Consider the following 23,448-nt stretch of genomic DNA (forward strand, 5'->3'; position numbering starts at 1 on the left):
GAAAATTGAATGGTTTAAAAAGTCAATTGAACACCTGCTAACAACCTCTTGTTTTGTGGATACAACATGCGGTCTACTCCAGTATCCAGCGCGCTAAATGTTCCAACTTCTGGATCCAAGCCGGTGTATTTGGTAAAGGTTACCAGATTCTGACCGCTTAGATAAATCCTCAATTTCGAGAACTTCATTTTCTTTAATACATCGTTTGGTAAGGTATAGCCCAGCTGAACTAGTTTTAATCTTAAATAAGCACCATTTTCAAGAAATCTCGTCGACTCTCTGGTATTCAAATTTGGATCGCCAAGTACCGCCCGTGGCATCGATGTGTTGGTATTTTGGGGAGTCCAGGCTGTTAAAGTATTGGCCAGGAAATTTCTTCCCGCATCCATTCCTTCGAGCTCAAAACGATTTCCATTGTAAATTTTATTGCCACCTACACCTTGCCAGAAAAGTGACAAGTCGAAGTTTTTAAAGCTTACACCAATATTTAAACCGTATTCATATTTGGCAAAGCCTGAGCCCTGATAAGTTTTATCTTTCTCATTTATTACGCCATCGTTGTTGGTATCTCTAAAACGAACGTCACCGGCAACAGCATCAGGCTGTAAAGGATCTCCCGCAGCATTCTTATAATTTGCCGCTTCTGCATCCGATTGAAACAATCCATTAGCTTCATACAAATAGAAAGCTCCGATCTCTCTACCCACAGTAGTTTGAGTAGGAATATGATCTGTGCCGAACCTTAGACCTGTACCAAACAATACCTGATCTGGATTGGCCAGGCTAATTACTTTATTTTTTAATAAACTGAAGGTACCGCCTAAATCAAAGTGCCAGTCGTTTTTAGTAAACTGGTAATTCGTTTCCAGTTCAAGCCCCTTATTAGAAATCTTTCCCACGTTTAAAATTGGATCCAGCAAACCCGCTGAAGGCGGAACTTCTTTTGTGATTAATAAACCATCGGTAATGTTATCATAGTAGTTTATCGACCCTTTTAATGAATTATTGAACAATCCGAAATCCAAACCTAAGTTTTTCGACTTCAGCGTTTCCCATTGCAAATCACGATTTAACAGTGAGTAGCTTGCTGATCCAGGCCATGGCGTAGAACCTGAGCCTTGCACATAACCGCCAGACCAGTTGTTAACCGTTGTGATTAATGCCTGATGGTCATAATATCCCAGTGCACCTTCGTTGCCCAACTCTCCGTAACTTGCTCTTAATTTTAAATTGCTTAACCAGCTTACATCTTGTAAGAAAGCTTCTTTGTTGATGTTCCATCCTAAAGCGACAGAAGGGAAAACACCGTAACGTCTATCCTCCCCAAAGATTGAAGAACCATCGCGACGTACAGATACCTGCAACAGGTATTTATTATCATAAGCATAGTTTAATCGCGCCAGCGTTGATAAACGCACGTATTTATTGTTTGATCCTGCGGCATTAAATGTTCCGCCAATACCTGCTGTAATGGTGTTAAAATCAGGATTACTAAAGCCTGCAGGCACTTCAGTCTCTACAATATTGCCATTTACAACTGTCCGCACAATGGTCTTCCCATCGACCGTTGCACTTAAAAAACGATTGGTTTTCTCCTGTGCAGTATAACCAACTACCAATTTGAAACTGTGTTTATCAATATCCAGATCGTAATTCAATAGATGCTCCATCAGGCGCTCCTTGTAATTTGAGGTACGGTTAAATACTCTTGGAAAAGACACCAGTGGATCATTAGCATTTGCCCTGAATGAAGGACTATGCTCATAATCATCCGTTTGTGCATTGATATAACTCAAATTGGCTGTATAGCTTAATCCTTTATACAGCTTAAGATTCAATTTTACATTTCCTGCAAGGTATTTTGTTTTTGAATTCGCATCCCGAAAATGATCGATACCGATCGGATTTTGGAATTTAGGCAATCCATCTACGGTTAAGGCATATCCGTATTGCTCCTTGTTATCGAAGACCGGAAGTAAGGGTGATTGGAAATAACTATCCTTTACATCGAATTTCGCCGCCTCCGAAACAGTTTCAGTATACACAATATTACTGCTTACATTAAGTATACCCTTAGTGAAATCATTTCTTGATTTTATTGATTTCTTATTGAATTTAGAGCCAATAAAAGTTCCCTTGTCATCTGTTAAATCACCACTTAATGCATAGGTCAGGTAATCACTTCCACCGCTTAATCCTATGTTATAATTCTGCGAAATACCTCTTCTATTGATCAGATCCTGCCAATCGGTATTGACGCCAGTGTTTTTTGTTAAATAGGCAGGAAGGTTGGCAGGCAATACACCCGCATTGGTATACATTTGAGTATGCACTTTTTTATAACCATCGGCATCCAGGAATTTATATTTTTCTGTTGGCGTAATGGTACTGTAAAAACCAGAGAAATCAATTATAGGTGCTCCTTTTTTTCCTTTCTTAGTGGTAATCAGAATTACACCGTTGGCACTATTTGATCCATAAATAGATGCAGCAGCACCATCTTTTAAGACTTCTACTGAGGCCACATCATTGCTGCTCAAGTAGTATGGATCTCCTGGCACACCATCAATGATATATAGTGGCTGGTGCATACCAAATGTACCAATACCTCTTAAACGCACATCCGAAGCTTGACCTGGGTTACCACCTGGGCTACTTACTGATAGCCCGGCCACCCTTCCTTGTAAAGCATTCACAGGATTATTAGCGGCAACCTTGTCTAAAGTCTCACCACTTACCGAACTTACGGCACTGGTCAAATTGCTTCTTTTTTGCGTACCATATCCAATCACCACCACTTCGTTCAATCCCGTCATATCCATCACCATCTTTACTGTGATCTCTTTTCCACCAACAACGGTCACTTCCTGAGTTTTAAAACTCACCGCCGAAAAAACTAGAATATCGTTAGCTGAAGCTCGGATAGCGAAATGCCCCGCGGCATCTGACACTGTTCCTGTAGTAGTCCCTTTTACTTTAATGCTGATACCGGCTACCGGCTGGTCAATCTCATTTAGCACCTGCCCTTTTACAAGGTTGTTCTGAGCAAAAGTTTCGCCTGTGACGAATAACAGGAGTAGTCCAAAAAGAAAATGAATTGGCCATCGTAAATTTTTAATCATAATATTTGGTTTTAAGGTTGATCTAATGCCGGACCTTCTGATCCGGCTGATTGGTTACTCAAACCTAAATATTAACTGAGGTAAAAAACGATTTTCAGCACCCCTACATCATACACAATTCACCACTACACGACCTCTACAAGCTGCGTTAAAGCGCATTAAAATGCGTTTTAGTAGATTTAGAAAGATTTCAGAAAATCATTCAAGCTGTCATTGGTTGACAATCCAAAATGTTTCCTCAACCGGTATCTTGCCATCTCTACAGACTTAACTGAAATGTTGTTTAGGGAAGCTATCTCTTTAATAGAAAGATTGAGTCTGATCTGTGCGCACAACCTTCGCTCATTTTGGGTAAGCGTAGGGAATTTTTGTTGCAGATTGTAAAAGAAGTCCTGGTATTTGGCTTCAATCTGTAAGTTGAAATCTTCAATATATTTTTCGCTATTTACGTCGTAGCGAAACTTATTAACCAGCTTATGAAGTCGCTGCATGGCATCTTCGCCTCCGCTCTTTTCAAGAACGGTTAATTCTTCCATAAAATTACCGATCACTTCATTTCGATGAGACATGTACATAGAGTAGTTTTTGAGCTCAACATTATTAAATTCAAGCTTATTGCTAAGGAGTTGCTGCTTCACTTCGGCCAACTCTGTTTTTTTCCGTTGCCTATTTCGTAGTTTATTGTAAATTAATAAGCCTATAATGATCAGCAGCACGACTATGATAGCCAAGGTATTCCGCTGATATGATTTTAAGCTCTTTTCGAGATTTAGTGCCTTAATTTGTCGCTCCTTTTCTTGAGCTTCCCGCTTCATCGTCAGTGTTAACAAAGCATTAACCTTGTTTTGAGATAAAAATTCTTCACGGATGGTATTGTATTTCTGGATGCACTCGTAAGCATTCTTATAATCACCGGTAAGCTGGTACAGTTGAGAAAAGATCTTATAATAGTCGAGCAATTTTTCCTTTTTAGAATTGGAGGTAGATTTCTCTATGTAAACAAATGCCTTGTCCAGGGCTTGCTTAGCGTCCTGATAGCGTCCAAGCTTAACTAAAGAGAAGGCCATTTGATTGTTTATTTCTGCAAGTGAAAGAACCTGACCTGGTGAGTATTCGAGCGCCAACTGGAAATAAAGTATTGCTTGCTTATAATCCCCGGTATTATTGCTACTTATTCCAAGATTATTATAGGCAGCACTAATTAAAGCCTTATTATTGAACTTTTTTGCATGTACCAATACCTGTTTAAAATAAACGACGGCTTCCCTAAACTCATTTTTCAACTGATAAATTAGGCCAATTGCATTCAAAGAGACGGCGGCTTTTTGTTTGTTCCCGGCCTTTTCATACAAATTGTAAGCCATCGTATGATATTTAAGGGCAAGCTCTGCATTTTCGACATCATAATATATCCAGCCTAACAGCGTGTAAGTAGCTCCAATTTGTTCGGGGCTTCCCTTTTCTTTATAAATCTCTAGTGCATTAAATCCATATTCAAGGGCCAGATCATAAATATCATTGTACAAATATCCCTCAGCAAGAATCACTAGAGCATCAGCCTGTTGTGACTTTAATCTATTCTCATAAGCCAGCAGATAAGCTTTATAGGCATAAGCAATTGCCTGATTTGTAGCATCACTGTTTAACTCCTTAGCTTTTTTATTTAAAACACCAATTCTCTCAACTATAGAATCTTGTACCAATATGTGATCGGATCCGGCGGCGGAGTTGATACCACAGATTGCACAAAGAAAGAAGAGGGCTATAAAACAATTTATTCTCGGCATTGATCCTTATTTTTTCTTTCTTAAAACGAAATTACAATATAGACAAAATAGGTATTCAATCTTTTATTTCTCTTAATATTGCAGGAACAAATAAAGAATTATGGATTTTTACGGATACGTCAATACAGCTCAATTAGATCTACCTGAAAATGCTCCAACAGGTTACCCTTTTGATATTCCGACCATACGAAATTTCAAAAAAATGACTTTTCACCCAAAAGTGACCTATTTAATCGGTGAAAATGGAATGGGCAAGTCAACTTTATTGGAAGCAATAGCAGTTAATTTAGGATTTAATGCAGAAGGTGGTAGTAAAAACTTCAACTTTGATACGCAAGCTACCCATTCCAACTTACATAATTATTTGAGAATTTCTAAGGGTGTTCACAAGATGCGGGACGGCTTCTTTTTGAGAAGTGAGAGTTTTTACAATTTGGCTTCTGAGATCGATTCAAGGGATTCAGAACCAGGAGGAGGAGGACGTATCATCGATTCTTATGGAGGCAAATCTTTGCATCAGCAATCTCACGGAGAGTCTTTCTGGGCGCTATTTATGAATCGTTTTGGTGGCTCTGGACTTTATATTTTAGACGAACCGGAGTCTGCATTGTCCATTACACGTCAAATGGCAATGCTGGCACAAATGGACAAGTTAGTTAATCAACGTTCTCAATTTATCATTACCACGCACTCCCCGATTATATTAGCCTATCCAGACGCCACTATTTACCAGATGACGCCGGAAGGGATAAATAAAGTGAAGTATAAGGAGACGGACACTTACCAACTATATAAGGGCTTTCTAGATAACCCTGAGCAAATGACATCAATCTTATTGAGTGATTAATCCTACACGAATCTTTTTCTTAGCTTAATTGCTGGTCTATTATTTATTGTGTATTTTGTTGAATAGTGCTATTTTAATGATATAATGCAGAACAAAGAAATAGAAACCTTTTGTCCAGCCAGCAAGGAAGAGTGGAGACAGTGGTTAAAAGAGAATCACAGTTCGAGCCAGTCTGTTTGGCTTGTCCAGTATAAACAAAACTCGACCAAACCGAGTATGAGCTGGAGCGACTCAGTGAACGAAGCGCTTTGCTTTGGCTGGATTGATAGTACAAGAAAAACAATTGATGAGGAAAGCTTCGCACAATTCTTCTGTAAGCGGAAGCCAACCAGCAATTGGTCAAAGATCAACAAAGCAAAAGTTCAGCGCTTAATAGAAGAAGGATTGATGGCAGAAGCCGGTTTTAAAAGCATTGAAATAGCAAAGAAAAACGGCTCATGGTCCATTCTGGATGATGTTGAAGAATTGATCATACCGAAAGATCTGGAGATAGCATTCCAATCACAGTCTGGTGCAGAGGACTTTTTCAACAGTCTGAGCAAGTCTGTTAAAAAGATGATACTGCAATGGCTTATTCTTGCCAAACGACCAGAGACCAGACAAAAAAGAATTGCGGAAACAGCAGAACTCGCAGCTCAAAAACTAAAGCCGAAACAGTTTAGATAAAGGAAAAAGCAAAATATTCAATATAAGTTCCCACTTTTGTTGAAATTTTGAGCGATGCTCAGATTGTAATTTGAATAAACACCATAAATATTGAAACAAGCTAGCGAAAAGCCTGAAGATCACAAACTCAAAAGAGGTTTACAAAACAGGCATATTCAATTAATTGCCCTTGGCGGAGCCATAGGAACAGGATTATTTTTAGGCATTGGTCCGGCAGCTGTATTGGCTGGTCCTTCTGTAATTTTAGGCTATGCACTAGCCGGTATTATTGCCTTTTTTATTATGCGTCAGTTAGGCGAAATGGTGGTTGAAGAACCTGTTTCGGGTAGTTTTAGTCACTTTGCCAATAAGTACTGGGGATCTTTTGCCGGTTTTGCTTCTGGCTGGAACTATTGGGTGCTGTATATCCTGGTAAGTATGTCGGAATTGACTGCCATAGGCATTTACGTGCATTTCTGGTGGCCGGAAATTCCACTATGGTCATCGAGTCTTTTCTTTTTTATAGCTATCAATGCCTTAAACCTCACGTCTGTAAAGGTATATGGTGAGGTAGAATTCTGGTTTTCCATCATCAAGGTCGTAGCCATTATTGCCATGATCATTTTTGGCATTTATTTGCTTTTTAGTGGTAGCGGAGGCGAACAGGCCAGCATTCAAAATTTATGGAACGATGGTGGCTTTTTTGCAAAGGGCTTATTTAGTGCAGATGGCAAAGGGGGCTTTCAGGGATTGTTTGCCGCCATTGCATTAATCATGTTCTCATTTGGTGGACTGGAATTAATTGGAATAACAGCTGCAGAGGCAGAGCAGCCTGAAAAAACAATTCCTAAGGCTACCAATCAGGTAATTTACCGGATTCTGATTTTTTATGTAGGTGCGCTTGTCATCCTATTTTCATTATCCCCATGGAAAAACATTACGACCGATAGCAGTCCGTTTGTGATGGTTTTTGAAAGCTTAAAAGGCTTTCAGTTCACCCTTATGGGCAAAACCATCTACTTTACAAGTTTGATTGCTAATGCGCTTAATGTTATTGTATTGACAGCGGCTTTATCTGTCTATAACAGTTGCGTTTACAGTAACAGTAGAATGTTGTTTGGCTTGGCTGAACAAGGAAATGCTCCTTCTTTCTTATCGAAGCTGAACAAAAACTCGGTTCCTATAAATGCAATTCTAATTTCTAGCTTATTTGCAGCAATATGTATTATCGTTAACAAGCTAATGCCGGAGAAGGCATTGGAGATTTTAATGTCGCTGGTCGTATCCTCGCTAATTATCAATTGGCTGATGATCAGCATTACCCATTTGAAATTTAGAAGGAGTAAAGAAACAGCTCAGGTAAAAACCAAATTCCCTTCTTTTATCTATCCGCTATCGAACTATATATGCCTGATATTTCTATTAGGTATTTTGGTAATTATGTGGATAACGGGGTTAAAAATTTCGGTCGAGTTGATTCCAGGATGGATTCTATTACTGTATGTTTGCTATCTGTTGGTGAGAAAAAATAAAGCAAAAGAAACCATCTCATAATTCACTTATGAGACGGTTTCTTTTGGCTGTGATTACCAAATATTAAATTAATCTGGATTTTGTACAATATTTGTACTTGTTTTTATTTCAGCATCCGGAATTTTTAATAGCAGCTTATTACTATTCCAGGGAAGAGCACGGGTACCAGTCCCCACAGTTTTATGCATGCGACGCAAGTTATGTAAACGATCACCCTCAAAAGCCAATTCCCTGATCCGTTCTTTTTGTACCTCAGCTAAAATATTAACGGCAGAAATGGGCACTGGTGCCTCAGCATATCCACTATTAACACGCTCCCGAACCAAGGTAAGATCTGCCAATGCATCAGCGTAAGCCTTTGCATCCGTTGTGGCTTTCATGGCATTAATTTCTGCCCGGTTTAAAAGTAATTCCGGAGAACGAATCAATGGAATATTTTCGAGCACTTTGTTGTACTTTTTAGTGTACCTCTTCGTACCAACTATAGTAATCAGTGCATATCTGCCATCCACTTTCGCAGCAGGCGTAATTGTAAATTGCGCATCTGTTAAAAACTGAGAACTAATGGATAAATGAGGATTTACAGAAGTGCTATAAAGATACTTTCTAGTAATTGCAGTATTTATTGGTGAATTTGTAGCACTTATAAAATCAAAAATCGTTTCAGTAGGCGCACTGGCCTGGGCCCCGGTAGTATTGAAAGGGAATAGTGCAATTGTAGCTGCATCTGCCGCAGTAATACCTGCCGGATAAACCTTACTGTTGCGATACAATCCAAATCGCTCCATTTTTCCTGCTTCAGGACCAATTACTTTATTCACTTGTAATATGGTATTGGAATAATCGTTCATCTGAAAATAAACCCTTGCCAATATAGCCGATGCAACATACGTTGTCGCTTTCCCCCTTCTTGCTTGATAAGGAGGGAGCAATAACTCTGCTGCTTTAAGATCACTAATGATGGATTGATATACTTCTTCTACAGTAGCACGCCCCTGTCCAATAACTTCTTCAGGTTTAGTAACATTAAAAACAGGTTTTGTTCTTAAAATTACCCCACTATTAGGTGCTGTAGAATTATAGCCATACTGATGTCCATAAAACCTGACCAGTTCAAAATAGGTCAGTGCACGGATAAATAATGCTTCTCCTTTTATTGCATCACGTTTAGTATCATAAAATTCAGGATCTTTTTCGCTGGTTATTATTTTATTATCTATTGCATAAATAATGAGATTCGCATTTTGAATCGCCCTGTAAGCCAGACTCCAGCTTTTTTCATATTGGGCCGCTTTCATGTTACGATTAAACAACTCCACATATGGATCATTTGGCAAATTCTCAGTTACATTAATTTCAACATGATCAGCCAATAATTCCGGAAAAACTTTCCAATATCCGGAAAGCGTTTCATCATGCGCTATCGCACTATAAGCTCCATAAAGTAAATTATCTATGCTACTTGCCGATTCCAGAACATCATTTGTGGTCAACGTTGAATGATCAGTTTCTTCAATCTTCTTACAGCCAGAAAATATAGCAACTGTCAGTAATAAAAATATTATCTTCTTCATTATACTTATTTTAATGATTAAAAATTCAAGTTAAAGCCAGCAGCAAAAGTCCGTACCTGTGGAAGATCCATATAGGTGATCCCCTGGTACAGATTTCTATCCAGGCTGGCACTGTAATTTCCAGCTACTTCCGGGTCCCACCCTTTAAACTTAGTGATGGTAAACAGGTTCTGTGCAGAAACAAATAGTCTCGCATTTTTAATAAACTTAACTTTCTTCAGATCATTTTTGAAAGAATAACCTAACGTAATATTCTTCATTCTAAGATAAGAGGCGTCATGTAAAAAACGGGTCGTATTACTGCCTGCAACCGGATCATTATAGACCAATCTTGGATAATCAGCATTTGTATTTTGTGGTGTCCAACGACCGATAGCAGCTTCCCGTAAATTATTCTCTCCTCTTAAATAACTCAAGTCACGTTCCCCCTCGTCCAATACATAGTTCCCATAAGAGAATGTCATTAACACACCTAAATCAAATCTCTTATAGGACAATGTATTATTTAAACCTCCAAAAAACTTTGGTGCTGAAGGTTTATCCGATTGGGCAACTCTGGCATCATCTATTTGCGATGCGCTGGTTGCAGCCACTTTTTCACCTGCTAAATTATAAATCAATTCCTGACCAGTACTCGGATCTACACCGGCATACTCAGCCAGATAGTATGTACCAACAGCTGATCCTACCTGTGTAATGATATTCTTATGATAACTCAGTTGCGCTGCGGTAAGTCCACCTAAATTTAAAATCTTATTTGAATTCGAAGTGACAACCAGGTCGCTCGTCCATTTAAGGTTCCTTCCAACCAAATTCTTACTGGAAATACTTACTTCCAAGCCCCTGTTACGCATAGATCCTGCATTTATTAACAATGCAGATTCTACCACCCCTGCTGATAATGGTGCATTGTAAGCAAGGATCAGGTCATTAGTAACCTTGTTATAAAAATCAATTGTACCTGAAATTCTTTTATTTAAAATGGTATAATCTATACCCACATCAAACTGCGTTAATCTTTCCGGCTTCAAATCTGCAGTACCCAGACTTTGCATATGCAGGCCTGTTTGCAGTAAGTAGCGAGAATCTAGATTTATATTCCATCTTTCCAATGAAGCATAATTTCCGATACCAGAATTTCCCGATTGACCATAGCTTACTCTAAGTTTTAAGGAGTTGATGACAGCAGATTTTTTCAGGAAATCTTCTTCTGAAAGCAGCCATCCTACCGAAACTGCTGGCGATGTAACATACTTATTGTTGGCGCCAAAGCGCGAAGATCCATCTGTACGAATGGTAGCCCCAGCTAAATATTTATCTTTAAAAACATAATTTGCATTTGCAAAAAAACCTAAAAAAGCAGCCGTATTAGCCACTAGCGCAAGTGGTGTTTTTTGATTTTTATAATTGGCAGTACTAGGTTCTCTGGTAAAATCATTTCCAAATCCCTCACCTTCAGCAAAGAATATTGGATTTTCACTATAATTATATTCAACACCTGCTAAAGCTATGATCTTATGTTTTCCAATACTTTTTTTATAGTTTAGAGTACTATGCCCATTATACAGGTTGTTTGAATATTTTTCATATCCTGCATATGCAGTCGGAAAACCCTCCCTTCCCGTACCAGAGCCAATGGAACCATTACGCACAACTTTCGCCAGATAGTTGGAACGCTTAATGTAATACCTCTCCAATGAGGCATCTGTATTTAAAATCAGGTCTCTGTTAATGTTGTAAGTAAAGTTTGCTGATAGAAAATACCTGGAAGTTTGCTCCTCATTGTTAAAGTATTCTTTAGATTGAAAAGCGTTCACATTATTTCCAGGCACATTAAACGTATTGGGGTTTATTGCAGAAAACAATGATCCATCTGGGTTAAGATAAGGAAACACTGGTAAATTACTTTGCGCAGCGTTAAAGCCACCACCCACACTTCTACCAACCGGCATCGTACTGTGATTTGAATAGTACATACCCATATTAACCCCAATATTTAATCTTTTGGTGATTTGATTGGTTACTTTTAACCTGGTCGAATACCGCGTTAAATCATTCCCATTCAAAACGCCTTCCTCATTACGATAAGCACCAGATAAGTAGAAATTAGTCTTGTCACTCCCGTAAGATGAAGTTAATGAAAGTTGCTGGACATTACCCATATTGAGCAGCTCATCCAGGTTGTCATTATCTGTAGCCTGCGCAAGCGCTCTGTCAAAACCAGGCCTAACAGGCAAGGGACCATTTCCGGTACCACCACCATTTACCCAGGATTCATCTAACAATTGAAGATATTGGGCACCATTTAAGCTATTGATCCGTTTGGTTAAATCGGTGACCCCTTGATAGAAGTTGAAATTGATATCACTTTTATTTTTTTCACCCTTTTTAGTTGTGATCAAGATAACGCCATTGCCTCCCCTTGCACCATAAATGGCAGTAGAAGCAGCGTCTTTTAAAACTACAAGAGAAGCCACATCATCTATATTAAAATCACTTAATGGGTCAAATTGTGCACCCCAGTTACCCCCTGCTCCCTGTTCACTAACTTCACGAGGGCCTGAATAAACAGGTACACCATCAATTACATATAAAGGTTCTGAATCTGCAAAAATGGAAGAGTTTCCTCTAATTCTGGCACTCACTGTGCTTCCAGGCATACCATTGGCCTGAACAATATGGAGTCCGGAAACTTGCCCAGCCAAAACACTTTTGATATTCTGGGGCAGCAGGTTCTTTAATTGTGTGGCTGACACCGGGCTTACCGATCCTGAAATATATTTCCCAGGAATGGCATTGTACCCAATATGAACCAGCGGGCTATCTAAAGATTTAATCACTTTAACAGGCAATTTGTTGTTTACCTGAGCCAAAGCAGTACCTGAAACTGTGAGGGCCATTATAAAGCTTAATATTTTTCTTATCATGAGCATATTTTTATAGATCGCTATACTTCCTATTTCTTAATTTCTAAATCCACTTTATCATTACCTGGAGATTGTGCAGGTACAGGTGTACTTGTTATTAGATTTGAGATGGGTACATTGACCACCCTTATACCCACATAACTAAAAACATTATTCCTGTTTACCCTGGCGATATAATAACTGTTAGGCCTAAGCAACCCCATCCCTGGTACCAGTACATCGGCGTTAACAGAAAGTGTTGTAAATTGATTGGCAACAGCAATTGAATTAAAGGCTGCGGCATAAGTAGATGGGTTGGCCGTATATTTAGCAGCATCAGCCAACTTAAAAAGTGTATTATTCTGACTTGAAAAACCAGTTGTTAAGGGATAATCCTGGCCTCTATAAGACTGATAGCTGATATAAGTCACAAGATCTTTTGTTGTGGCCGGACCCGACACAGCCACACCAGCAGTATTTAATAAATCAAAGGCTGCGAATTTAAATATGGAATTTGAGGGTCTGTACAAGCGGACAGCCTGCAAACCTAAACTTTTCATCTTCACTGTATATTCCCCTTCGTAAGTTCTACTTGCTGTAGTCCCTATAAATTTGAATTTCATATCTGCATCAATAACCACTGCTGATGGTGGCAAAGCGTATTCAAATTCACCATTGCCAGCAGTAAATTCTGATGTTTCAGTTACATCAGGATATTGAGGCAATGAAACATAATCATTACTTCCCGGAAATTTAAAGCGAACACCAAAAGATGTTACGGGTTCCGGAGATTTAACCCTTACCTGAAATGTGATAATAGATCCGGGTAAAGCTTCCTGATAAGGCTTAACAGGGCTATATGATATACCTTCAGGAGGCGAAATCGTAACATCCCCCTCAACGCTCTTCCTACATCCCGATACCCAGGTTAATCCACATAGTAATATCAGAACTAATATATATCTCATCATATTATAAGTTATTGGAATAAAATATTTTGCTAATTTTTATTAATAGTTATTTTCTAACAGCGGGTTTTTATCCTGTTCGGGTAAAAAGTACTTAAGCACTGTTTCCAATCCGTCCCAAGGCAATGGTGCAACAGAAGGGCGATTTCCAGGAGGAATATCAAGCTTAAGTCTTTTCAGGTTCCATAACCTGTCTCCCTCAAAGGCCAATTCCCTTAAACGCTCCGTTCGTATAGAATCCAATAAATCAGCCTGATTAATTGTAGGTAACAGCGGTGAAATTCCTGCACGCAATCTGGTTACATTACAATCTTTAACAGCAGCATCTATATTATTATCCATCGCATAAATTTCGGCACGGCTTAATACCAATTCGGCCGATCTTATCAATGGAAGACTTACCTGGGCCAGGAAGCCATATTTCGCCGGCATTAATTCTCCGGAAGATAAGGTTCTAAACAATTGTACTTTTCTCTGATCTATATAGGGTGCTTTATTTGAGAATTTAGCAAGCTTTTCAAATGATGTAGAAGCTACCGAATTAACTCCTTGTGCATTAACAATGGTACCTGCTGTGGCTATTGTAAAAGCTTTAAATAAACTATAACCCTGACTGTTCCACCAATGACTATGGCCATTACCAGCATTCGGTTTTGTATCCATCCAAATAACTTCACTATTTGTCAGATCCTGCTCTTCGCCACTCATAACCCAGACACCAGTAACATCAGGATGAAGTGCATGCCGGCTCAGACTCCCGGGAGTAGATCCAATTGTTCTATCAATTACCTCCCTGGCTTTAACATAGTTTTGTTGTTGAAAATAAACCCTGGCCAATACACCCCGGGCAGCATCTCTATAGGCTCGGCCATTATAATTTGGAGAATGTACGCCTGGAATAAACCTTTCTGGCAATAACTGTCCAGCTTTGATTAAATCATCTATAATAAACGCGTATACCTGTGCAACCGTAGCACGTCGCTTAATCTGGCTTTCCCTGTCTGAAACGGGTTCTTCGTTAATGATGATACCCGGGTGGGAATTATCCGGAGTAGCTCCCCAGGCTTTAGCGAAAAGTTTTACAAGCTGGAAGTGGCATACTGCACGCACAAAATAACACTCCCCCATTACCCGGTCTTTATTGGCCGCAAAATCCCTATCGTTCTTCGCAATGTCATTTTGAACAGCCCTGAGCGTTAAGGTCGCAGTATTGATGGAATTGTACATTTCCCGTAACTTGATGTTATTTACTCCCCTCAGATCAGTCGGCGTCATGGTCTCTTCTGCTACCGCACGCAAGTCTCTTTTGTAAAAATTAAGATAATTGGGGTAATTGTCCGGCTTATAGTATATTTCGTCAGACATGAGTACCGACCAATGGGTATGATGTATCATATTGGCCATTGTAAAAAAATAGGAATAACCAACAGCCGCATCTACGCCATCCATGGTACGTAAAGCAACCTCTTCCACAGCGACAAAAGCGGGAACAATCTCCAGTTTTTTTTCGCAGCCAATAAAACCCAATATTGGCAACATAAATAGTAAAAATATTTTCTTTTTCATCTTTATATGATTAAAAACCTATGTTAAGACCTAAGGTTACTGACTTACTAAGCGGGATAACATTTCTGATCACACCGTAAGCGACATTCCGTTCTCTGTAGTTTGTTTGAATGGTTATAGCTTCAGGATCAACCCCTTTAAATTTAGTCCACATCCATAAGTTTTGTCCGGTCAAATTCACTCTAACAGACTTCATTTTTATCCTGGAAAGCAGCCTTTCAGGCAGTTCATACGAAATCTGCAGGTTTTTTAAACGTACGTAGGATGCGTCAGATAAGAAACGGGTAGTGTTCATAGAACGTAGTGGATTATTTTTATTGTCACTATAATACACCTTAGGAATATCACTATTCGGATTGTCTGGTGTCCATCTATTTAAAATAGATTCAGGAAGATTTCCGAGGAAAACATTCGCAATTTCCGAGTTATTTTTCAAACTGATATTACCAACATAGCTCATCGCTCTTTCACCCGCATCTAACAGATAGTTTCCAACCCGATAAGAGAAGAATACATTCATGCTAAATGATTTATAAGAAAAAACATTACTAAAGCCACCATAAAATTTGGGAGCCGATGGTTTATCATATTGCGGTTTACGTGCATCGGCTAATTGCTCAGCGGTTAAGCTCGTGGCTAAAACAGTGTTGTTATTTTTATCACGAATCAGCTCTCCTCCAGTAGCCGGGTCTACACCAACATACTCAACCAAATAAAAAACTGGCGCATTTTTGCCTGGGTACAATTGCACATCACCCTGCCCACCGGATACGGTTTTAGGGTCCAGTCCTCCAAGACTTACTATTCTGGTAATATTATGAGAAATATTAAATGATGATTTCCATTTAAAAGCCCCTGTAAGGATATTTGAATTGATGGAAAACTCTAATCCTTCATTATACAGACTACCACGGTTTTCCAGAAAATCTAAATCAAGAGTTGGCACATTATACCCAAATGTGACAGGAACAGGAATTGACAAGAGCATGTCGGTCGTTATATTTTTATACCATCCAACAGTACTCGAAATTTTTCCACGTAAAAACTCCATATCTATACCTGCATCGTACTTTGTACCTTTTTCCCAATGCAATTGTTCATTTGCAGGTTGAACGGGCATGTTAGCTGCAGTACCTAAATACCCGCTAACACTAGGTGATCCTGTTTGCCATGTGTTCTTGGCAGAAAGATTACCTATACCCCCAGAGTTGCCCGTCAAACCAAAACTTCCTCTGAATTTCAAGAAAGTAAGCACCTTGTTCTTTAAAAACTTTTCATCCGAAGCTATCCAGCCTAATGAAAAAGCTGGAAAAGTGCCAAATCTCTTATCTCCACCAAAACGTGAACTACCGTCACGATTTACTACTGCAGAGGCCAGGTAACGCCTGTTGTAATTATATTGCACACGAAAGTAATACCCTAGTTTTGCATCTGGATTTCCCTGTACACCTGTTTGATAATTATTTCCAATACGTCCGGTCTGAGATGGATAGATCAAATTACTGTTGATCAGGTTATCACCATACAAAGCTTCATAAAAACCATTGGTGGTAGAAAAACGCATTCCCATTACACCATTTAAATTATGTTTTTTCTTAATGACCCTGTTATAAGTAAAGAAACTATCAAAGGAATTAGAATATCCATAAGAATTTGTATGTGTAGCTTTTCCTTTTTGATCATTTGCAAAAACGCTTATAGTAGCATCATTGGTTACATTAAGCAGTCCTGAAAGGACAGAAGGTGCAGATTGGTCCCAGTCTTCCCTTTGAGCCAGGGTCTTAAATTTCAAACCTTTAATTACATCAACTTCTAAATATACAGATCCCCCTATCCGGCTTCTTTTGTTCAAAGAATTATAAAGATCGCGGTCTTTAAAGGCTTCTGGATTAGTCCAAGGGTTAAAATAAGAACCATCGGCATTGTAATATGGATAGATCGGTAAATTAGAGCTAAGCGCCCCTCCATATCCACCTAAATTAAGGGTACTGCTAGAACCCAGTTTATGCTCAGTATTGTAAGATGGAGTTATACTTGCTCCAAAGCGTATTCTTTTACTCAGGTCATGATCAATGTTAAGTTTGAAGTTAAACTGATTCATGTCGGTACCTTGAATGGTACCCACAGTTTGTTTATAGGTACCACTTAAATAATATTTCGTTTTATCTGTTCCATTAGAGGCCGAAACCGTTAATTCACGAAAAACTCCGGTTTGCAATACATGGTCAAATGCATTATTATTGGTAGTATCTGCCATTCCGCGTGTATAACCAGTCATACTGGGCAGCGGACTGGCAGGCAATGGCAAATTAGCATTGGCAGGATCACTGTAAAATGTATTTCTGTAAGCTTCGTCAAATATTTCAAGCAATTGTGGCCCGTTCAGTAATTTCTTTTCTTTAGATATCTGTGTAATACCTGAAATCACATTAACGTTAAAGCTGGTTTTTCCCGCCTTTCCACGCTTGGTGGTAATGAGTATAACACCTCCGCTACCCCGTGCACCATAAATAGCACTTGAAGCAGCATCTTTTAATACCTCAATAGATTCAATATCGTTGGGGTTAATATCTGCCATCACATTTGTATGGCTGCTGTTTTGATCGTTTCCATTGCTTTGCGGTGCATCACCATCTCCATTCAGTCCCTGCATTACCGGAATTCCATCCACCACATATAATGGACCTGCACTACCATTAATAGTATTCATACCACGTATTCTCACATTAACTGCTGCACCAGGAACACCACTTGATTCGTACATTTCTACACCTGGCATTTGCCCTTGTAAAGCATTTTGAAAACTGTTTACATTGTACTTTAAAATTTCTTCTCCTTTAATACTGGAAATAGAACTTGTAACTTCCCGTTGCTTTTGGGTTCCATAACCGATCACCACAACAGCATCCAGGCTATTTACGTTGGGCTTCATTTTTACATCAATTACAGTTTTTGATCCAACAGGAACTTCAGCAGCAGTATACCCTACATAAGAGAACACTAAAATTCCCTTTGCCTCCGGCAACTTTATGGTATATCGACCATCAGTATTGGTAGTCGTTTTAATCGTAGTTCCTTTTAGTGTTACGATGACACCAGGAAAAGCAGTTCCGTCCTCGTTAACAATTTTACCATTTATTGTTACTGGAGGCAGCAGCAGTTTTAGGTTTATATGACTTGCAGAAAGAGCTTTAGAATGGACAAACAATCCACAACAGATTATAGCCATTACAAGTGGAAAGTAGTAATAAAATCTTCTTTTCATTTGAAATTAATAAAAAAATTAATCGTAAAAACTTCGACAGATTTAGTTATCGAATAATTAATTGAAGGAATGATATCATGTAATCATTCACGATTACCCCGAGGGTAATCACCGCTTTTAAATAAGAGGGCTACTACTTGATGAGTAAAAATTTTCATATCTGATCTATTTGGTTTAATTGGTTGTTGTGAAACTAATTCTATAAAGTACATTTGGCGTATACACTGATCTCATTTCAGTATACTATGGTTACAAAATGGACAAAGAATGCTAAAATATGCAGCCCTACAAAATCGTAGTATGATGAACGGGATTCAGCTCCTGCTGTTTAACCATTTCATCAAACTTTGCAGCACGTTTATCGTCAAATTTCGCCAGGGTTACCCACTCTTTGCTCCCATAAACTCCTGCTTTCGTATAATCAAAAGGCTTAAAGTTTATTTTGGACATCAGGCTTTTGTTCTTTATTCTGAAGTCTAAAGTGGCCGGATCAGCAAATTTAGGATCAGCAATAATGGAATGTTTATCTTTTCCGGCTTTCTGCCAATCTTTAAACGACTGTTTGGCTATACTGATATCGCGGGTTCTGGTATCCCAGTAGGCATTATAATCTGCAACGAAATTAGTTTTATCCCACCTGATCCCTGTTAAATTACCTTGATTGTAACAAATAATGTTGTTGGTAAAATTGAAGCCATTGTGAGGTTCAATCCTGGTCGATTCCAACTGGGCACGTATCTGATTATAGAATATATTGTTACGGATAGTATTGTCCTTTCCATAGTTCTGATGAAAAGCAGAACTTTTACAGGAATACACCAGGTTATTTTCCATTACAATACCGGTAGAGCCTTCATCTGTATATAAGCCCCATCCGCCATAAGTCCGGGAATACACATGATGAATAACATTATTACTCACAGAAGTACCTTCGGAAGGGCCTAAGGTATAAACGCCGCCCATATCACTCAATACACCCCAACCCACATGATGAATATGGTTAAACTCAATTTTATTCCGTTTTGCAGTACTCTTCCCATAACCCCAAATCCAGCCGGCAGAAATACCGGAATAACTAAAGTCTGCAATTTCATTATGCGTCAGTTCGTTATCACTTGCTGTAAAAATAACCAGGGCAACGGCACAAGGGAATACGTACCCACCACCACGAACAATGTTGTTATTTACAACAATATTCCTGGTGTTTTCGCCACCTTCTGCAAGGTTTATTTCTCCGATCTTAATGCCTCCCGCCCCAAGGTCGTGTAAATAGCAGTGCTCAACTTTACTGTCGGAACAAGCTTTTCTAAACCAAATTGCATTACTGCCTGTATGTGCAATTTCACAATTGATGAATTGAATTTTTGTTGCATAATCAACCATTACCGCCGCTTCAATTGAGGCCGCAGCCTGCATTGGCTCATTACCCGACTCAGGCATCTTATAACCGGCTACCTGAAAGGAAATATTCTCAAAACGCAAGTTCTCAACCTTCTTTTCTTTACTGCCTTGTATGGTTAAAAATTTATCATGTACAGGTGCAAAAAAAGTTGTTTCCGAAATGGATTCATCCGGTTTAGGAACATAATATAAATAGCCCGTAGATACCTCCAAATACCATTCGCCGGGATCATCTAATCCTTTTTTTACATTCTCAATAGTAAACAAGGTTTCTTTATCTATTTTATTCCAGGGCTTCATACCCTTGCCCACTATATAAATCGCCGTATCCTTTGCACTGTAGCGAAATATTTTTTTTCGGGTATTGTCCCATTTATGATAAAATGTAACCACTGCATCCTGTAATTCAGCAGCCGGAATGGTATTGAGAATCGCAGCCTGTTCCGGTAAAAGACTTATCTTTTGTACGCCCAGGTGGGGAACAAGTTCGGTCCCTTTTTCTATAATTACTTCCTTCACAGCTTTTGGCCGATAAAAATCCAGATTAGGAAATTTAGCTCTTACTGCCCGATTTCCAGAAACATACAACTGCTCGAAACCCCATCCTAATCGCTGAACTTCAGGAAGGTGGGCTCTCCATAACCGATCATTTACCTTTTCAAAGCCCTTTACTTCTATTCCTCCATAAAAAACGGGCCTGGCACCTGCCTCAGCAACATAACTAACCGATATGGTGCCAGAACCACCATCTTCTGCCGTATATACCACCGGATCTTTCATAAAATAATTTCCAGCAGCAATAACCACCTGAATATCAGCCAGATTACCCTGATTTTTCAGCGCTCTAATTTTATCTCTAGCTCCAGCTAATGAAGCAAGCGGGCTTTCCCTGGTACCAACGTTTGCATCATTACCGCGGGTTGATATATATATCGTGGTTGAAAAAGCACTGTTTGCGATGAGGATTGAAATAACAAAAATAAACAGGCTTTTAATTTTAGTATTTAGCATAAACATAATTTCTATCGGTTAAATGTGATTGTCTTGATATCAAATGCAATCCATATACCTATTTCCTTACTCGTAGTTTTGTAAACAAAATATAGATTTTGTAATCCTTTCACCGGCTCTATAGGAATTTCAAAATCTCCAGATTTTTTAGTTAAATCAATGTATTTACTCCCTATGACTGGTCCATTTTCAGAACCTGTTCTAATCTCCAGGGTGCCAACCAAATTGTTCGTAAGCGCATTTACTGTTAAAGACTTAATATTCATAAGGTCAAGGCCTTTAAATACAATATAGGCGCCATTCTTTGTAAATCTAACCGTCTCTTCGGCTCTCTTATTCATCACTACATGACTGGTATCATAATTATTAGCTAGTAAAGTCGCATTTCTAAGTACCAACGTCTCTGTGGCAGTTAAAGCCGGCATACCATTCGCGCCTTTATCTGTATAACTTGCCGTAAAATAATAAACCCCTTCCCGGCTTGTCTGTTTCAGCGTTTTCAAGGTACCATTCATTGGCAAAGAACCTGCATCTTTAGGCTTCGAAAGTCCCAGAATATAATCTATCATATCAGAGACAGCAGCTTTGGTAACCTGCGGATGTGCAGACATTGGAACTTCGCCCCAACTACCACTACCCCCTTCTTTAACTTTACGAATCAACAACTCTTTATCTTTTATCTTGTAACGTGCTGCGATCTCCATAAAACTCGGACCTACGGTTCTTTTATCCATAGCATGACAAGCATTGCAATCACTTGCTGCCATCGCCAAACTCCCTTTATGCTGTATGGCATTCCCCGAATGTCCTTCGGAACTTACCGGCTTCAACAATATCAGATCTTTTCCTTCCGGTAAATAATCAAAGCGAACTTTAACATCCGCGGCATTCTTGCTGCCCTGACTTATTACACCATCCTCCTTATCATTCACTTTTACAGCATAAGTAAACTCCTGATTAGCCCAGTAAAAAGTCCGGTTTAAATTTGTCTCAACATTTACCTGAGGTGCTTCATTCCCCGCTTTAATTTCTAAAGAGGTTTTCTGAAATTCACCTTTCTGATCTGTTACCGTTAGCGATACCTTATAAAGACCCGCCTTATTAAAAGTATGTTCCAAAACCTGGGTTTTACCTAATACAGATCCATTAGCCAACTGCCATAGGTAAGTTAACTTATCCCCCTTGTCATAATCAAATGAATGCTCAGCCGAAAGCCTCACTTTCAGCGGTACTGCCCCCACAGGTTTATCTGCAGTAGCTTTAGCTACCGGTCTACGGTTATTTTCATAAAACTGAATTTTAACTAATCTGGAATCATCATTAACAGACTTCCAGAAATTCCCATATTCTAATATATACAAAGCTCCATCCGGGCCAAATTTCATATAAATAGGTTTTGAGAATTTTGTAGATGGCATGAATGGTTCGATACTTTTTAATCGTCCCTGATCATCAATAGATACCGTCATGATCCAGTTTCTGGCCCAATCAAAGATGAAAACCTTACCGTTATAATAAGTAGGAAAAAGATGCGTTGCATTTTTATAAAGATCACGGTAATACACAGGACCAGCCATTGATGAGCGCCCACCGTTCCCAACAATCGGAAACTCTGGAGATTCTGTATAAGGGTACCAGAGAAACGCAGGTTGCGCAGGTGGGAGATTTTTTGAGCCTGTATTGTTAACCGATAAGTTTACCGGTGCTGCGGGATCAAATTTTTTGCCGGAAAGTCCGGTAGCAAAATCATAACTTGTATAGGGGATATTGTTACCAATAAAATAGGGCCAGCCAAAATTACCAGGAGCTTTGGCCTGATTGAACTCATCATAACCCCTTGGGCCCCGGCGATCAAGACTATCGACACCTGCATCGGGACCTATTTCGCCCCAATATAAATACCCGTTTTTCTGATCAATAGAAATGCGATATGGGTTTCTATTGCCCATCACATAAATCTCTGGCCTACCTTTACTCCCATCTTTTGGAAACAGATTGCCATCTGGAATCGTGTAAGAGCCATTATCAGCAGGTTTAATCCTTAAAATTTTTCCACGAAGATCATGCGTATTGGCAGCAGATTTTTGCGCGTCATAAGAAAGCCTTCCGTCACGCTGATCAATTGGCGAATAACCACTGGACATCGAGGGATTGGTATTATCCCCTACTCCAATAAACAGATTGCCCCCAGGCCCAAATTCCAATGATCCAGCCGAATGACAACAACCACGTATAACAGGTATTTCTATCAGTATCTTTTCAGAAGATAAATCAAGTGCCTCATTAGACAATTTAAACCTGGAAACGCGTTGCCCCACAACTTCATTTACAGGCTTCTTTTCTCCGGCAGGTCTTTTAACCGTCGGAGAATAAAATAGGTAAATCCATCCATTCTTTTTAAAGTTTGGATCCATCGCTAAACCCAACAAACCATCCTCGCTGTCAATGTGAACATCCAATGTACCCAATAGCTTTACCTTTTTACTCTCCGGCTTATACATTCTGACAGCCCCTCTTCTTTCAATGTAAATTACATCCAGATCAGGGGTAATGGCCAATTGCATAGGCTCCAGAATCTTCTGGTTCAATGTCTCCAAAGCAAACCTGTTCTCATCCGGTTTGGTTCCTTCTGAAGTAATGCCCGCAGGGATAATCGGTTTAACCGCTTTACCTGGTTGTTGTGCAGAACAAGGGCTAATGAATAAAAAGCCACATCCCAGAATCACCACTAAAAGAAAAATTCTCTTAAACATTATTAATACTTTTTTTTCGCACATAAATCGCTTATAAAAGGTCGGTCAACAAATAAATACTAACCGCTAT

General features: G+C 39.2%; 12 protein-coding genes. 3 read left to right on the top strand and 9 right to left on the bottom strand.

The features are described 5' to 3' along the window. Window positions 1-14: 14 nt before the first annotated feature. Window positions 15-3,122 (bottom strand): SusC/RagA family TonB-linked outer membrane protein, encoded by a 3,108-nt coding sequence (locus BLS35_RS11595; RefSeq protein ID WP_090781077.1) that lies wholly within the window; start codon window positions 3,120-3,122, stop codon window positions 15-17. 179 nt (window positions 3,123-3,301) lie between these two features. Further along, window positions 3,302-4,909, bottom strand: coding sequence for a tetratricopeptide repeat protein (locus BLS35_RS11600; protein ID WP_090781078.1), 1,608 nt, complete (start codon window positions 4,907-4,909; stop codon window positions 3,302-3,304). A 100-nt stretch (window positions 4,910-5,009) separates the two neighbouring features. Here BLS35_RS11600 and BLS35_RS11605 point away from each other — a divergent pair, with 100 nt between their 5' ends. From BLS35_RS11605 to BLS35_RS11615, 3 genes are all read left to right on the top strand, one after another. After that, window positions 5,010-5,756 carry an AAA family ATPase gene (locus BLS35_RS11605; RefSeq protein WP_090781080.1) on the top strand — a complete coding sequence of 249 codons (747 nt, stop codon included), beginning with the start codon at window positions 5,010-5,012 and terminating at the stop codon, window positions 5,754-5,756. An 84-nt stretch (window positions 5,757-5,840) separates the two neighbouring features. Next, window positions 5,841-6,422: a YdeI/OmpD-associated family protein gene (locus tag BLS35_RS11610; protein ID WP_090781082.1), complete on the top strand. Its 582-nt coding sequence runs from the start codon at window positions 5,841-5,843 to the stop codon at window positions 6,420-6,422. Between the two features lie 90 nt (window positions 6,423-6,512). After that, window positions 6,513-7,955, top strand: coding sequence for an amino acid permease (locus BLS35_RS11615; protein WP_090781084.1), 1,443 nt, complete (start codon window positions 6,513-6,515; stop codon window positions 7,953-7,955). A 47-nt stretch (window positions 7,956-8,002) separates the two neighbouring features. On the opposite strand, the gene BLS35_RS11620 is transcribed toward BLS35_RS11615, so the two are convergent. From BLS35_RS11620 to BLS35_RS11650, 7 genes are all read right to left on the bottom strand, one after another. After that, window positions 8,003-9,508 (bottom strand): RagB/SusD family nutrient uptake outer membrane protein, encoded by a 1,506-nt coding sequence (locus BLS35_RS11620; protein WP_090781086.1) that lies wholly within the window; start codon window positions 9,506-9,508, stop codon window positions 8,003-8,005. 17 nt (window positions 9,509-9,525) lie between these two features. Next, complete coding sequence (locus BLS35_RS11625) at window positions 9,526-12,435, bottom strand: SusC/RagA family TonB-linked outer membrane protein (protein ID WP_165973295.1); 2,910 nt, start codon at window positions 12,433-12,435, stop codon at window positions 9,526-9,528. A gap of 29 nt (window positions 12,436-12,464) precedes the next feature. Further along, window positions 12,465-13,385 carry a hypothetical protein gene (locus tag BLS35_RS11630; protein ID WP_132225982.1) on the bottom strand — a complete coding sequence of 307 codons (921 nt, stop codon included), beginning with the start codon at window positions 13,383-13,385 and terminating at the stop codon, window positions 12,465-12,467. 39 nt (window positions 13,386-13,424) lie between these two features. After that, window positions 13,425-14,948, bottom strand: coding sequence for a RagB/SusD family nutrient uptake outer membrane protein (locus tag BLS35_RS11635; protein WP_090781092.1), 1,524 nt, complete (start codon window positions 14,946-14,948; stop codon window positions 13,425-13,427). Window positions 14,949-14,958: 10 nt separating this feature from the next. Further along, window positions 14,959-18,213, bottom strand: a complete 3,255-nt coding sequence (locus BLS35_RS11640) for a SusC/RagA family TonB-linked outer membrane protein (protein WP_090781094.1) — start codon at window positions 18,211-18,213, stop codon at window positions 14,959-14,961. A gap of 285 nt (window positions 18,214-18,498) precedes the next feature. Next, entirely contained in the window at window positions 18,499-20,625 is a 2,127-nt protein-coding gene (locus BLS35_RS11645; protein ID WP_165973296.1) for a right-handed parallel beta-helix repeat-containing protein, read from the bottom strand. An 11-nt stretch (window positions 20,626-20,636) separates the two neighbouring features. Continuing rightward, window positions 20,637-23,378 carry a PQQ-dependent sugar dehydrogenase gene (locus tag BLS35_RS11650; protein ID WP_165973297.1) on the bottom strand — a complete coding sequence of 914 codons (2,742 nt, stop codon included), beginning with the start codon at window positions 23,376-23,378 and terminating at the stop codon, window positions 20,637-20,639. Window positions 23,379-23,448 lie beyond the last annotated feature (70 nt).

Origin of the sequence: Pedobacter sp. ok626 (genome assembly GCF_900100435.1) — a bacterium.
Lineage (GTDB): Bacteria > Bacteroidota > Bacteroidia > Sphingobacteriales > Sphingobacteriaceae > Pedobacter.